Below are 13,980 nucleotides of genomic sequence, written 5' to 3' on the forward strand. Positions count from 1 at the left end.
CGGCCAACCCTTGAAAAGCATGTTCCGTACCGCTGCTGCGGGAAAGAACATGCTTTTTATTTAAACCAGCCCTTCTCCTTAAAACGGGTAATCGCCTCAATACGATTGCTCACGCCCAGCTTATCCAAAATGACCGAAATATAATTGCGCACGGTGCCATTGGTCAAATAGAGCTGGTCGGCGATTTCCTTCGTATTTTTGCCGTCGGCGATGAGGCCGAGAACTTCCTTCTCGCGTTCGGTGAGCGGGTTCTCCTGCCCGTAGGCGTCGTCCACCAGTTCGGGCGCATAAATGCGGCGGCCTGTCATGACGCTGCGTATGGAGCTCGCCAGCTCCTCGCTAGGGCTGTCCTTGAGCAAATAGCCGCACACGCCGGCCTTGAGCGCACGGTCGAAATAACCGCTTCTGGCGAAGGTGGTCAAAATGATGACCTTGCAGCCTAGCTGGCGGATTTCTTCCGCTGCCTCCAGCCCGTTCTTGACCGGCATTTCAATGTCCATAATGCAAATGTCCGGCTTGTGAAGCTGGACGAGCGTGATCGCTTCTTCGCCGTTGCCAGCTTTGCCAACTACGGTCATATCATCCTCCAGATCAAGCAGGGAAGCAAGCGCCCCCAGCAGCATTCGCTGGTCTTCGGCGATAACAATTCTTATCATAGCGTGGGCTCCTTTTCCGGCTTCTGGACGACATTGGGCGCTTTAATGACGAGCATCGTGCCGTCTCCGCAAATAATGTCCAGACTGCCATTAATAAACTCCAGTCTTTCCTTCATGCCTCTAAGGCCATTTCCCCGGTAATAGCTGCGCGACTCCTTGCCGCCTGTAGCAATGCCCGTGCCATTATCCTGGACGCGGACAATAAGCTCTGTGCGGGTCGGTTCAATCTCGACCAGGCACTTGGTGGCGGAGCTATGCTTGACGATATTCGTAATAGCTTCCTTGAGGCACATGCTGACGACATTTTCGGCAAGCAGTGAAGTGTCGGTATGCGCCGGATCGCCTTCTACCAGAAGCTGAATATCGGCAGCCTTCAAAATTTGCTTTACCCGAAAAAGCTCATCCTCAAGCCGTGTTCCACGCATTTCAGTGACAAGCTCCCGCACTTCCTTGAGAGCGGTGCGCGCCGTTTGGCGCACATCATCGATTTCCTCCTGCGCCTTGGCCGGGTTTTTGTGCATCAGCTTGCCCGCCAGATCGCTTTTCAGCCCGATAAGCGACAGCTTCTGTCCAATCGTATCATGCAGGTCGCGGGCGATCCGCTGCCGTTCCTCCAGCTTGACGAGCTCTGAAATCCGCTTGTTGGCATGCTCAAGCTCCCCTTCGAGCTTGTCCCGCTTGTTGCGGTTGTACGTATTGACCGGAAGCAGAATGACGCCGATCAAGCTAATGAGCACGAAGGGGAACTGCGCGAGAAAGACCGGATTTTGCACAGCCAGCCCAAAGTTGATGCTCAGGAAGGTCGTGACGATATGAATGGAATACAGCGTAAAGAAGCCGATGCGGTTCTGGATATTGCCGATAAAATAAGCGAGAAAAATCGAGAAATACACATAACCGAACATGAGCGTCATCGCAATGGAAATAATAATTTGGATGCTGGTCCAGAAATAAACCTGCCAGCCCTTGGATACGAAGGAGAGCATATAACAGATGAAAAATAAAATGATCATCACAATGCCGGACGTCGCTTGGTAGGGCGATGAATTGCGGAAAATAAAGTAGAAGGGCAGGATGTAGAAAACGACCCAAACGTAAGGGCTGATTCCCGTATTTTTATGAAAAATATGATGCCATTTTTGCATATGCGTCCCGCCTTTTTAAATCGCTGTTGCAGCAATAAGAGCTGCTTTGAAGCTATTTTAACATAAAAGAGGCTCGCGCATTTGGTTCGGCGCAGCCTCTATATATGCATTTGTTCCTTGCTTGCTAGCCTACGCGTCTTGTATCAAGCTTGGTGCTTGCTCCCTTCGGCTTGCGCAGACGGTGCTTCAAGCCTTTGAAGCTGACGAACATTTTGTTCTCTTCATCCCACAAGCGGAAACGCAGGGCGGTCAAGCTTGTTTTCAAAGTGATTGTCGTAGCCTGTTGAAGCGGAACGGAGGAGTTATGCGCATCCTCCAAATAATAGTTGGGAACCTTAGGGCTCAAATGATGCACATGATGGAAGCCAATGTTTCCGCTCATCCATTGAAGGATACGGGGAAGCTTGTAATAAGAGCTGCCTTCAACGGCTGCTTTCACGTAGCTCCACTCATCGTCATGTTCAAAATACGTATCTTCAAACTGGTGCTGGACGTAGAACAGCCAAATGCCGAAAAATCCTGATAAAAACATAACCGGCAGTTGAACCATTACGAAGGCCTGCCAGCCCAGCATCCAGCCCAGACCTGCATATAAAGCGACAATCGACGCATTGATTAAATAGGTGTTGATGCGTTCCGGGCGTCTTGCATCTTTGCGGTTAAAACGGTGCTGAATTAAGAAGACGGCAATGGGACCAAGGCCGAACATCACAATCGGATTACGATAAACCCGGTAATAAAAACGTTGCATAGGCGTTGCTGCGATATATTCATCCACCGTCATAATCCAGATGTCGCCAACGCCTCTTTTATCGAGGTTGCTGCTGGTTGCATGATGGATGGAGTGGCTGCGTTTCCACTGCTGGAAGGGGACGAGCGTAATGACGCCGGTAATGTTGCCGACAATAGCGTTTGCCCGTTTGCTTTTGAAAAAAGAACCGTGGGTGCAATCATGGCAAATAATAAAGGCCCGAATGACAAAGCCGGCGGTAATCAAGGAAAAAAGAATCGTCAACCAATAGGAGATTGGCATGACGGCATATGCCGCGTACCAGAAAAAGACGAGTGGGACTAGTGTATTGATTAATTGTTGTATGCTGGTTTTCATATTCACTTTTTCGTAAGGGGCAAGGCTCTTTTTCAAGCTCGCTTGCTTGGCTTTCTGATCCATAATGAAGCTCCTCCTTCAATAACAAGACGTACATCCTCTGTTCGAGATGCTCGCATCCTGCTAGCTATATTTATATTGTAAAGAAAAACGTCATGAGCCATAAGTCATAAACGTCAGTTCAGCTATATGACATATGTCATATGAACACGCTTCTGCATGCCCATAAATGCATGTTTTTAACAATATTATTGCAGGGACTGGAATAGATAGAGGGCAGTTGGATGGGGGCTGGACGAATAGGCTGAGCCGATAGCGTTTGTATAAGAAAATTGTAGCGTATGTGCATTGTAGGCAGGATGGGCGATGGGCTACACTTGATCAAGTTGTTTGATAATGATAATCACTGATTTAGAGGGGAGTCGAACAGAGATGTTGCGATGGGGAAAAAAGAGGTTCAAAGGTAAAATGACGGCGCTCACGTTAGTGGCATTAGCCGTTATCATAGCGCTCGCGGGTTGCGGTTCGCAAGGCGAGACAGCTGTTAATACGGAGGCTAGCGATGCAGCGGCTACTGTTAGCCCATCTCCTGCGGCAGCGGATGAGCCGGCAGCTGCCGAGCAGGAAGCGGAAACGCGAGTACTGAAGGACGAGTTTGGCGAGGTGACGGTTCCGGCGCATCCGAAGCGCGTTGCGGCGATTTATTTGGAGGACTATTTGACGGCGCTTGGCGTAACGCCAGTTGTCCAATGGTACCATCCGAGCTGGGGCACACAGGAGTATTTGAAGCTGGATTTGCCAACCTTTGATATAACGGGCAATATCGAGGCACTGCTTGCCTATGAACCGGATCTGATTATTTTAGATGGCTGGGCGGACAAAACCAAATATGACATGTTTTCGAAAGTAGCGCCTACTTACCGCTTGCCAGAAAATATTTTACAGGATACCAAAGCGGTAATGCAGACGGTTGCTGATGTATTGAATATGAAGGAAGATAGTGAAAGCGTACTGAGTGCTTACGAGCAGAAAATTGCCGATGCCAAGGACAAGCTGACCCAATCGCTTGGCGAAGAGACGGTCGCGGTTGTGCGCTTGAATGTCGATGACCAGACGCTCTCCCTGTTCGGAATCAAAAACCGCTATACCGGCTTTATATTCTCCGATCTGGGCTTGAACCCAGATAAGTGGACGAAGGAGATGACCGATTACCACCAGGTGCTTTCGGAAGAAAGCATTCCAGATATCGATGCTGACCAAATTATTATTTTCCCATCGAACGGCGCTTGGGACTCTCCTGAAAATGCGGAGGCCATTAAGCTGCTGGACGGAAACATGTGGCAGGCTGTGCCTGCAGTGAAAGCTGGACATGTGCACCGTGTAGAAAGATCACATTGGCAATCCGGAGCAGTTACAGCTAACTCGATGAAAATTGATGATATTTTGAAAATGTTCGTGAAATAAGCAGCGCCCCTAGCAAGCGTGCTATTGAAGAAATAAAGAGGAAGGCCCATCGGTGCATTGATGGGCTTTCTTTTTTCATTTATACTAGTTGTGAAAATCATTCTCATTTACTTCGGCATGTGCAGGCATAACGCATGCGGTGTGCCCAAGACATCCTAAGGGGGATATGAATTGAGCGACGAGGGGAATAAGCCGCAGCTGTGCCATACGATTTTCTATAGGCTGGCTGCGATACAATATAGGAACGTAAAAAATGGGCAGGAGCAGGTGCTGCCCACCGCTGATGAACATATCATCATGATCGTGACGGGTGGAACGGGAACGCTGTACGTGAATAGCGAGCAGCATGCTCTGGGCCATGGCGCCTGTTTTATTTTTGGCCCGGGTACGAGGATGGAGTTTGCAGCTGGCGGATTTGAGGGCGGAGAAGAGGGGCTGTCGTTCTACTATATTGCCTTTGATGGAATTGGAGCGGAACCGGGGAAAGCCTCCTTTCCATGCCTGGGCGAGGTATCCTGCAAGCCTTTCTCCTACTGCATAAGTGAGCTGCAGGCGCTCCATGATAAGCGGGAGGTGGAGGACGAGCTGGAGGCTTTCCGTCATGCGATCCGTTTTCAGCAGCTTTTATTGTTCATCATGCAGCAAAACTTGTCTCTGCGCTCAGAAAGCGGCGAAAGGCGAGCGATGGAACAGTCCATTGCCCATATTCGGCAAAACTTCCGGGAAGAGCTGACGGTAGACAGGCTTGCTGACCATGCAGGCATCGTGCGCTGGCGCTATTCCCGTCTTTTCAAGGAGCTGACGGGCGAAATTCCGCTGCATTATTTGAATGGCGTACGTGTGGAGCAGGCGAAAAAAATGCTGGCAAGCACGGATGAACGGCTGTTCAGCATCGCGCAAAGCGTCGGCTACAGCAATGAATATTATTTTAGCCGCCGCTTCAAGCAGTCGGTTGGCCTTACACCAGGCCAATATCGCCGCCATCAGCGGGAAAATATTCGGGTCTTTGCTCCTTTCATCGAGGATTATTTGCTTGCGCTTGGCATTAGGCCCATCATGCAGTTCTCCCATGATCATTGGGGGCGGCAGGAATATCTTGGCCTCGATGATGTGCCAGAATTTAATGTGGTTACCGATAACGAAGCGACCTTATCTGGCTTTGCACCGGAATTTATTTTGATGGATACGGGCATTGAACGTTGGGGCATGGACAAGCTCGCCAGCCTTGCACCGAGCATTCAGCTTTCCTATAAAGGCGAGGAATGGCGTACAACGCTGCACAGCATTGCGGATTTGCTCGGAAAGGCTGAGGAAGTAAGCCCTGTTATTGCTGATTATGAAAATAAAGCGGCTGCCGCAAAGGCAAAGCTGCTGCGGGTGGTGAAGCGGCAGACGGTCGCCTGTTTGCGTTTGTCAGCCGATAGAGTGCAGTTATATGGCGGTCCTGATCATGGCTACACCGGCCCGGTGCTTTACCGCGATTTAGGACTGAGCCCGCATGCGCTCGTAGAGAAACTGGCTAAAGGGCTGCGGTTCGTTGAGCTGACGATGGAGGAGCTGGCGCTGCTTGACGCTGACCATTTGTTTATTACAATTGATCCGACTGCAGGCAGGCAGATCGAGCTGCTGCATTCGCCGCTCTGGCGGTCGCTGCCCGCTGTGCGCAGCGGCAGCGTGCATGAGGTCGATTTTTTGTCGTGGATGAATTATGGCGTGCTGTCCCATCATCGAAAAATCGACGATGTGCTGCGCGTATTGTGTTAAAATGGTGATATTATGACGCTAAGGAGAGCGGTTTATGGCAAAGGAAACGTATCGAATTCGCGATGCCGTGCAAGAGGATTTGCCCGGCATTGTAGCTATATATAATTCAACGGTTGCGTCGCGCCAGGTGACGGCAGATTTGGAGCCTTCAACGGTGGAAGCGAAGCAGGCTTGGTTTGACGAGCATGCGCCGGATACCCGGCCGCTTTGGGTGGTGGAAGAGGACGGGGAGCTGCTGGCTTGGTTCAGCTTTCAGTCCTTTTATGGCCGTCCTGCTTATCAGGCGACAGCCGAAATCAGCATCTACATAGCGGAGCAGCATCGTGCGCGCGGATTGGGAAGCATGCTGCTGAAGCATGCGCTTGAGGCATGTCCGGCGCTGCATATTCGGACGCTGCTCGGCTTTATTTTTGCCCACAATGCTCCTAGCCTTGGCTTGCTCGGCAAGTTCGGCTTTGAGCAATGGGCGTACATGCCGAAAGTGGCGGAGCTGGATGGGGTGGAGCGCGATTTGGTTATTATGGGGCTCCGAGTTGGAGAAAGGGCGAAAGGGGAAAAATGATGCAGCGAGGAAATTGGAAATATTGGTTTCGCGTATGGATTCATCCCCGTCAGACGGTTAGGCATTTTCTCAAACATCCGGGACCATTCTGGCCGCTTGTTGTAATAGCTTTATTCAGCGGCATCTTTCAGTTTTTGGATACCGGCGCGGATAATGAGTGGGGTAATCATATTTATTTGGGCTTGATATTGCTGCTGGCGGTTTTAGTTGGCGCACCGCTTGGAATCGGGGGGTTATTTTTATCCGGCGTTTTGTATAAATGGGTGGGCTCATGGTTCGGCGGCACTGCCACCAGGCATCAGATGTACATTGCATTTGCCCGTGGCGTTTTGGCGCCTTCCGTATTAATCGGGCTGCTTTGGATTCCGCAGTTTGTGCTATTAGGAAGAGGCAGCTTTACCGATACGCTTGTATATTCGGGTGGACTGGCCTCAGGGCTTGACCTTCCAGGCGGCGTGCTGATGGCTCTTAGCCTGCTGTTCGCTATTATCAAAATTATCTTGAGCATATGGGTGTTCATTATTATGCTGCATGCGGTCGGCGAGGCCCATCAGTTTTCCGCTTGGCGCGCACTTGGCGTTTCATTAATTATTACGTTCGCCTTATTTGTACTTATTTTGATTCTTGTATTGCCTTTTTTAGTCATTGGCATAATCGCAAATTAGTGGATGCATTCGGCAACAAAATGTTTTATGCTGAATGAGGATGAATAAAGCGGACAAACGGCAGGGGCCGTTAATCGAAAAGAAGGGAGCTTGACTCATGAGTAAGTTCTGGAGCCCACTTGCGGCATCGTTAGTACCTTATGTGCCGGGCGAACAGCCAAAGGATAAGCAATACATTAAACTCAACACGAATGAAAACCCGTATCCGCCTTCACCGAAGGTAATCGAGGCGATCCAAGCGGCGGCTAATGAGGATTTGCGCTTATACCCTGATCCGACAAGCGGAGCGCTGGTGCAGTCGCTGGCTGCTTATTTTAAAGTTTCCCCGAGCCAGGTTTTTGTAGGCAATGGCTCCGATGAGGTGTTGGCGTTTGCTTTCGCAGCATTCTTCGATCCTGCAAAGCCGGTGCTGTTTGCCGATATTACATACAGCTTCTATAAAGTGTATGCCGAGTTTTACGGGCTGCAGGCAGATTTAATTCCACTGGATGAGCAGTTCCGCATGCCGCTGGAGCAATTTAATACGCGTGAAAATGGCGGCATTGTCATTCCAAACCCGAATGCTCCTACAGCGATGCTTGTTCCAGTTGACGAGTTCCGCTCAATCCTTGAGCATAACCGCGACCAAGTCGTCATCATTGATGAAGCTTATATTGATTTTGGCGGCGAATCGGCCGTTAAGCTGGTTGCCGATTATCCGAATGTGCTCGTCATTCAGACGTTATCGAAGTCGCGTTCGCTTGCCGGCTTGCGGGTAGGCTGGGCGATCGGAAGCGAGGAGCTTATCGACGGCCTTAATCGTGTGAAAAATTCATTCAACTCCTATACGATCGACCGCTTAGCGCTTGCAGGTGCTGTTGCCGCTATAGAAGATGATGCTTATTTCCATGAGATTACGGCTAAAGTGAATCAGACTAGGGATCAGACGGCTGTGCGTCTGCGGGAACTCGGCTTTGCCGTGACCGATTCCACAGCCAATTTCCTGTTCATTTCCCACCCTGACCAAGCGGCGGAGCACCTTTTTCAAAAGCTGCGCGAGCAGGGCGTACTCGTTCGGTATTTCAAGCAGCCTCGCATTGACCACTATTTGCGGGTAAGTATTGGTACGGATGAGGAAATGGATGTTTTTCTTAACGTAATCGCTGATATTGTAAAGTCGTAATGACCAAGGAAAATCGATCGTCGTTCGGCCCTGCTATGCGGAGGGCAATACTTCTTAGCTTAATTTTCTCGTTAATCGGCAATACTTTGTATTATGCGACAGCGTACAGCGTGACAGTTTTGAATGGCGTAATCACCTTGCTGGTCCTGATTGGCGTACTTTATACGATAGCCATCGTTCGAAGCTTTAGCGGGCGTTATTGGTATTTTCCGCTATTTATTCCGGTGCTTTGGGTACCCCTTACGGTCATTTTAACGTATGGGCTAGGACTGTTGTTCCCTTTATCCGATGAAGCGACATCCAGAGGTTTGCTCGTTATTTATATTCACGGGCTGAATTTATGCACGGTGGCCGCATCGGCTTTTATGGGAATGTTTGTTAAAGGCTTGCTTTACATTTTGGGTCGAATGAACAAGGAATAAAAGGCGAATAAGCCTATTTCCTTTTTATTAAATTTTCGTGCTATAATGGTGACAAGTGACTGGTTCGGATCTTTTTAGTTTGATGTATATTAATCGTCGTCAGTCTTATAAAATAGGAGGATTATTTTGAATAACAGAACAGAAAACAAACTATCCATTTTTGCCTTGGGCGGCGTAGGTGAAATTGGGAAAAATATGTACGCAGTACAATACGCTAACGATATTATTGTCATTGATTGCGGTTCCAAGTTTCCCGATGAAGAGCTGCTGGGCATCGATATTATCGTGCCGGACATTTCTTATCTAATCGAGAACAAGGACAAGGTCAGAGCGCTGCTTATTACGCATGGCCACGAAGACCACATCGGTGGATTACCTTATATTTTGAAGCAGCTTAGCCTGCCTGTCTACGCAAGTCGTCTGACAATGGGACTGATCGAAGGCAAGCTGAAGGAAGCTGGCCTGCTGGGCGCAACGGAAAGACATCTGATTCATGCGGAATCCGAGCTTAAATTCGGGACGCTAACTGCAAGCTTTTTCCGTACGAACCACAGCATTCCGGATTCCCTCGGTGTTGTACTGGATACGCCTGAAGGTGTCGTAGTACACACAGGCGACTTCAAGTTTGATCAGACGCCGGTTAATGATCACCATGCTGATCTTCACCGCATGGCTGAAATTGGCCGCAAGGGCGTGCTGGCGCTTCTATCGGAGAGTACAAATGCAGAGCGTCCGGGCTTTACGCCTTCGGAAAGAAACGTCGGAGCGAACTTCATAGACGCTTTCCGCAAAGCAGAGCGCCGTGTTATCGTATCGACGTTCGCATCGAACGTATACCGTTTGCAGCAAGTTATCGACGCGGGTGTCGCGACGAACCGCAAGCTGGCGATTATTGGCCGCAGCATGGTCAATATGATTACGATTGCTTCTGAGCTAGGCTATTTGAATATTCCAGACGGGATGCTTATTGAAACGAATGAAGTGAACCGTTATGCTGACAATCAGGTCGTCATTTTGTGCACGGGCAGCCAAGGCGAGCCGATGTCGGCGCTTACGCGCATGGCGCGTTCCAATCACCGCCAGATTGAAATTCTGGAAGGAGATACGGTCATCATTTCCGCTACGCCGATTCCAGGCAACGAGCGGAGCATTGGCCGTACTGTAGACGAGCTGTTCCGCCTTGGCGCGAACGTGATCTACGGTCAGGGCGCTGCTACCGGCATGCACGTATCCGGCCATGCCAGCCAAGAAGAGCTGAAGCTGATGCTTCACCTGATGGCTCCGAAATATTTTATTCCGATTCACGGCGAATACCGGATGCAGCTTCACCACAAGAAGCTTGCTGAAGCAGTAGGCGTTGCGAAGGAAAATATTTTCCTTGTCGATAACGGCGAGGTGGTCGAGATTGCGAATGGCCAAGCACGCAAAGCGGGCAAAGTTTCGTCCGGCAATACGTATATCGATGGCCTAGGTATTGGCGATGTCGGCAATATTGTATTGCGCGATCGCAAGCATTTGTCGCAGGACGGCATTCTCGTTGTCGTAGTAACGATCAGCAAGCAGGACAAAACGATTAAATCAGGTCCGGATATTATTTCGCGCGGTTTCGTCTATGTACGTGAATCGGAAGGTCTGCTCGACGAAGCAGGCCGCATCGTATCCCGCACCATTACTAAATCAATTAGCGATAATGTCAACCAATGGACAACGCTAAAATCTAATGTAAAAGACGCGCTCGGACGATTCTTATATGAGCAAACGAAAAGAAAGCCGATGATTCTTCCGATCATCATGGAAGTATAATCGGCGCCTAACCAGTCCACTTCACTTTGCTTAGTGAGCCGATCATTGAATAGATTTATGAACAAGAAGACCGTATAACCGGCCTGTTTCGTCAGGCGGCTATACGGTCTTCTTTGCGTTTATTCTAGAGCTGCGGTCTTAATAACGTTCCAATACAAGCTGCGTTTTCAATCCGTCTGCCGGCACGAGCCAGCCGAGGTTGTTCAAGCTGTTAATGAGCGCAGTACGGTTCGTATTAGCGATGCTGTATTCATCTGTTTTGAAGGAAATTTCCACAATTGGGTCAATGCCTGTACCGGCAGCATTGCGGATTGGCCAAATTTCAACATCTACCTCAAGGCCATTCCAAGTGCCTGTGTGCTTCGTTGTGAGGACAGGGCCGTATGCACGCGAGTTTTGCAGCTGCGTCTTGCCCCAATTGCTTGTCCCCCAGTTTTTCAGCTTGCCTGGCAGCTCGTCGAGCAGCATTTGGCGGGCGGCTGATTCGGATGGAAGTCCAAGTGCGCCGTTTAGCGATTGGCTTACCTTTTTATCGACGGACATGCTGAGCGTCTGCTTGCTGTAGCCCCAATCAATCTCCGCTTTGTAATTGTCATCCGTAATGTCAAAGCCTTCTGTGTTTGCAAGCGTCAGCGCCGCGTCAATATTGCCGTTTTGCACAGCATAGCGTTTTTTGTACGTGAGCTCGTAGTTGTTTTTATCCTCTTTTTTGCGAAAACGTGCGTTCCAGCCTGCATCATCCAAACCAAGACTGTTGGTATCGAAATATTCCACATTGGTTTGTCTCGAAGTAGTCAGATTGAACTGGGAGGCAGCAGCGGAACTCAGCGTCAAATTGCTGTTCAACACCTTCGTAGAATCCAGCAGCAGCTTGACCTCATAGGATGGGACCATATTCGCTTCCTGCTTTTTTGCCTGTACAGTGTCCGGTGCCTGGAACGCCGACAGCAGCAGCGTCGCACTCAAAACCATCGTTCCTGCTTTCGTTAACCAATGTTTCATTATCTCATCTCCTCTTCATAATGGACCTACAACCTTTACTTTAGGGAGCCATTGTTCGCGAGGAATCAAGCATGGAAACGGATTATGTTAATTTTTCCAATAATTAATGGATGGAGCCGGAGAATTTTTAAAGCTTCTATGGAGGGTATCAATAAATTGTTCGGTTAGCCGGGAGTCATAGCGATCCTTGTTATAGCAGCAATAAATCGAGCGCTGAAAGCGGGTATTGGGAATTTTGCGCATAAGCAGCTGTCCCTTTCGAACTTCCTCCTGTACGGAAAGCTCCGAAATAAAAGCAATATGTCCGCCCTGCTGCACCGTCTGCTTGATGGCTTCAATCGAATCAAGCTCAATCGGCCCGATGAGGTCAATGCGGTGATTGTTCAGCCATCTCGTCGTCATTTCCCGTGTACTGGACTGCTCGCCATGCAGCACAAAGTTGGCTGTAGCAATAAGCCCCGGATTAAGCGTCTCATAGGCTGCGAGATGATGATTAGGAGCAAAAATAACGACCAGCTCATCTTCGCAAATGCTATGGGTGGACAAGGAGGGCTGCTCGAACGGCTCGGAGGAGATAAGGCCAAGATGGATGTCATGGTTCCACAGCTTTTCCTTAATAATAGGCGCTGGCTTCACCAGCACGGAAATTTCAATGCCCGGATGATGTTTGGAAAAATCGCTCAGCACCTCCGGCAGCACATAGGTGGCCGGGACGTAGCTCGCTCCAATGGTCAGCTTTCCGCGGGCCAGGCTGCCATATTCCATAACGACACGCTCGGCTTCCTGCGCCAGCTTATTGATGCGCACCGCATAATGAAGCAGCGCCTTGCCGGGAGCGGTCAGCAGCATTTTATCCGCCCGCGCCTCGAACAGCTTGACGCCCATTTCCTGCTCCAGGCTTTTCATATGATAGGTAATGGTCGGCTGCTTGAGATCCAGCTCGTGGGCAACAGGGGTAATTTTCTTATGCTTGTCGAGCAGCTCAATAATTTTCAGCTTCAATAAATTCACAGGCGGTTGCCTCCTACTATCGGATACGTATAAAAGTAGCATAGAAAAATTCGATGAATGTTAAAACAAATCCACTAAAAAGTTAATCTTTCATTTACACAGCTCAAATAAACAACGAATAGTCGGAGGCTATACTGAGGTCAAGCTTAAAGCCTAGCGGACAAGGAAGCCTCGGCTGCTTGCTCCGCCAGTCATTTAATAGACAGGCAGGTTAATGCATATGGGACATATCGTAATGAATCATTTGGAAAAGTCTTTCGGCGCTGTTCAGGCGCTGCGGCCTTCCAGCTTATCGATTGCCAAAGGCAGCTTTACGACGCTGCTCGGCCCGTCAGGCTGTGGCAAAACGACGCTGCTGCGAATGCTTGCAGGACTTGAAACGCCGGATGGCGGCGAGATTCATGTGAATGGAGAGTGCTACTATTCCAAAGTGAAGCGGATTAATAAGCCGGCTCATCAAAGGCAGTTCGGAATGGTTTTTCAAGACTTTGCGCTTTGGCCGCATATGACGGTGTTTGAAAATGTCGCCTTCGGCCTCCGTGCTGCGGGCATGAAGGCTGGACTTCAGGAAGCGGTGCTAGGCGCGCTCCAGACCGTCCGTCTTGGGGGCATGGAGAAGCGTTATCCGCATCAACTGTCGGGCGGACAGCAGCAGCGCGTCGCATTTGCAAGAGCGATCGTTATGAAGCCGCAGCTCGTGCTGTTCGACGAGCCGCTCAGCGCACTGGATGCGCTGCTGCGCGATGAAATGCGGGCGGAGCTGCTCCATCTGGTGAAGGAAGCCGGCGTGACGGCGCTTTACGTCACCCATGACCAGACGGAGGCGATGAGCATGTCGGATGAGGTTGTTGTGCTGCAAGGCGGCGAAATTTTGCAGCAGGGGACGCCGGAGCAAATATACAGCGCCCCGGAGCATCCATTCGTTGCCCGATTCATCGGCAAGTCGAATTGGCTGATGAAGGATAAGTGGATGCTGCGGCCGGAGCATGTACGCTTTCGAGAGGCGGATGCGGAGGACCACCGCTTTGAGGCGGAGGTGCGACATGCCAGCTACATGGGCGACCGCTATGAGGTAGAGCTTGAGATGCAGGAAAATCTGGGCATTTGGACGGCCTACTCTCCGTCGAGGCTGCTCGTTGGCGATAAGGTGCAGGTTTACGCCTCGCCGGAGCATGTGCATGAAGTGGTGTCCTAAACGAGCGGGTTAAATGTTTTG

General features: G+C 50.0%; 13 protein-coding genes. 8 read left to right on the top strand and 5 right to left on the bottom strand.

What is annotated here, in order from left to right:
• Window positions 1–56 precede the first annotated feature (56 nt).
• The 3 genes from BBD42_RS10700 to desA all read right to left on the bottom strand — a co-directional run bounded on the left by BBD42_RS10700 (window position 57) and on the right by desA (window position 2,972).
• Window positions 57–656, bottom strand: coding sequence for a response regulator transcription factor (locus tag BBD42_RS10700; RefSeq protein ID WP_099518155.1), 600 nt, complete (start codon window positions 654–656; stop codon window positions 57–59).
• On the bottom strand, window positions 653–1,801 hold the full coding sequence (locus BBD42_RS10705; RefSeq protein WP_099518156.1) for a sensor histidine kinase: 1,149 nt from the start codon (window positions 1,799–1,801) through the stop codon (window positions 653–655). Before BBD42_RS10705 ends, BBD42_RS10700 begins: the two co-directional genes overlap by 4 nt.
• Window positions 1,802–1,925: 124 nt before the next feature.
• A complete protein-coding gene (gene desA, locus BBD42_RS10710; RefSeq protein ID WP_099518157.1) occupies window positions 1,926–2,972 on the bottom strand; it encodes a Delta(5) desaturase DesA in 1,047 nt (348 codons plus the stop codon).
• A 369-nt stretch (window positions 2,973–3,341) separates the two neighbouring features.
• On the opposite strand from desA, the gene BBD42_RS10715 reads away from it, so the two are divergent.
• The 7 genes from BBD42_RS10715 (at window position 3,342) to BBD42_RS10745 (ending at window position 10,751) form a co-directional block, all read left to right on the top strand.
• On the top strand, window positions 3,342–4,373 hold the full coding sequence (locus BBD42_RS10715) for an ABC transporter substrate-binding protein (RefSeq protein WP_237163444.1): 1,032 nt from the start codon (window positions 3,342–3,344) through the stop codon (window positions 4,371–4,373).
• Window positions 4,374–4,544: 171 nt separating this feature from the next.
• Window positions 4,545–6,137: a helix-turn-helix domain-containing protein gene (locus BBD42_RS10720; RefSeq protein WP_099518159.1), complete on the top strand. Its 1,593-nt coding sequence runs from the start codon at window positions 4,545–4,547 to the stop codon at window positions 6,135–6,137.
• 34 nt (window positions 6,138–6,171) lie between these two features.
• On the top strand, window positions 6,172–6,699 hold the full coding sequence (locus tag BBD42_RS10725; protein ID WP_099518160.1) for a GNAT family N-acetyltransferase: 528 nt from the start codon (window positions 6,172–6,174) through the stop codon (window positions 6,697–6,699).
• Window positions 6,696–7,364 carry a YIP1 family protein gene (locus tag BBD42_RS10730; protein WP_172455452.1) on the top strand — a complete coding sequence of 223 codons (669 nt, stop codon included), beginning with the start codon at window positions 6,696–6,698 and terminating at the stop codon, window positions 7,362–7,364. Before BBD42_RS10725 ends, BBD42_RS10730 begins: the two co-directional genes overlap by 4 nt.
• A gap of 97 nt (window positions 7,365–7,461) precedes the next feature.
• The gene (gene hisC / locus BBD42_RS10735) at window positions 7,462–8,526 is read left to right on the top strand and encodes a histidinol-phosphate transaminase (RefSeq protein ID WP_099518162.1); all 1,065 of its coding nucleotides are present in this window, start codon (window positions 7,462–7,464) and stop codon (window positions 8,524–8,526) included.
• Window positions 8,527–8,636: 110 nt separating this feature from the next.
• Window positions 8,637–8,948 carry a hypothetical protein gene (locus BBD42_RS10740; protein WP_150131536.1) on the top strand — a complete coding sequence of 104 codons (312 nt, stop codon included), beginning with the start codon at window positions 8,637–8,639 and terminating at the stop codon, window positions 8,946–8,948.
• A gap of 195 nt (window positions 8,949–9,143) precedes the next feature.
• Window positions 9,144–10,751, top strand: a complete 1,608-nt coding sequence (locus tag BBD42_RS10745) for a ribonuclease J (RefSeq protein WP_231594243.1) — start codon at window positions 9,144–9,146, stop codon at window positions 10,749–10,751.
• Window positions 10,752–10,889: 138 nt separating this feature from the next.
• Here the strand turns inward: BBD42_RS10745 and BBD42_RS10750 are convergent, their stop codons facing one another.
• Together BBD42_RS10750 and BBD42_RS10755 are read right to left on the bottom strand one after the other, a co-directional pair.
• Complete coding sequence (locus BBD42_RS10750; RefSeq protein WP_099518164.1) at window positions 10,890–11,753, bottom strand: hypothetical protein; 864 nt, start codon at window positions 11,751–11,753, stop codon at window positions 10,890–10,892.
• 87 nt (window positions 11,754–11,840) lie between these two features.
• A complete protein-coding gene (locus BBD42_RS10755; protein WP_237163445.1) occupies window positions 11,841–12,764 on the bottom strand; it encodes a LysR substrate-binding domain-containing protein in 924 nt (307 codons plus the stop codon).
• A gap of 220 nt (window positions 12,765–12,984) precedes the next feature.
• Here BBD42_RS10755 and BBD42_RS10760 point away from each other — a divergent pair, with 220 nt between their 5' ends.
• Window positions 12,985–13,959, top strand: a complete 975-nt coding sequence (locus tag BBD42_RS10760; RefSeq protein ID WP_099518166.1) for an ABC transporter ATP-binding protein — start codon at window positions 12,985–12,987, stop codon at window positions 13,957–13,959.
• The last annotated feature ends 21 nt before the right edge of the window (window positions 13,960–13,980 follow it).

Source organism: Paenibacillus sp. BIHB 4019, from assembly GCF_002741035.1.
In the GTDB taxonomy this organism is placed as follows: domain Bacteria; phylum Bacillota; class Bacilli; order Paenibacillales; family Paenibacillaceae; genus Pristimantibacillus.

Bases quoted from the DNA above. Each gene is read 5' to 3' on its own strand.
- BBD42_RS10715 (WP_237163444.1), top strand. From the start codon at position 3,342: ATGTTGCGATGGGGAAAAAAGAGGTTCAAAGGTAAAATGACGGCGCTC.
- hisC (WP_099518162.1), top strand. From the start codon at position 7,462: ATGAGTAAGTTCTGGAGCCCACTTGCGGCATCGTTAGTACCTTATGTG.
- BBD42_RS10750 (WP_099518164.1), bottom strand. From the start codon at position 11,753: ATGAAACATTGGTTAACGAAAGCAGGAACGATGGTTTTGAGTGCGACG.
- BBD42_RS10745 (WP_231594243.1), top strand. From the start codon at position 9,144: ATGTACGCAGTACAATACGCTAACGATATTATTGTCATTGATTGCGGT.
- BBD42_RS10760 (WP_099518166.1), top strand. From the start codon at position 12,985: ATGGGACATATCGTAATGAATCATTTGGAAAAGTCTTTCGGCGCTGTT.
- BBD42_RS10700 (WP_099518155.1), bottom strand. From the start codon at position 656: ATGATAAGAATTGTTATCGCCGAAGACCAGCGAATGCTGCTGGGGGCG.
- BBD42_RS10725 (WP_099518160.1), top strand. From the start codon at position 6,172: ATGGCAAAGGAAACGTATCGAATTCGCGATGCCGTGCAAGAGGATTTG.
- desA (WP_099518157.1), bottom strand. From the start codon at position 2,972: ATGGATCAGAAAGCCAAGCAAGCGAGCTTGAAAAAGAGCCTTGCCCCT.
- BBD42_RS10705 (WP_099518156.1), bottom strand. From the start codon at position 1,801: ATGCAAAAATGGCATCATATTTTTCATAAAAATACGGGAATCAGCCCT.
- BBD42_RS10730 (WP_172455452.1), top strand. From the start codon at position 6,696: ATGATGCAGCGAGGAAATTGGAAATATTGGTTTCGCGTATGGATTCAT.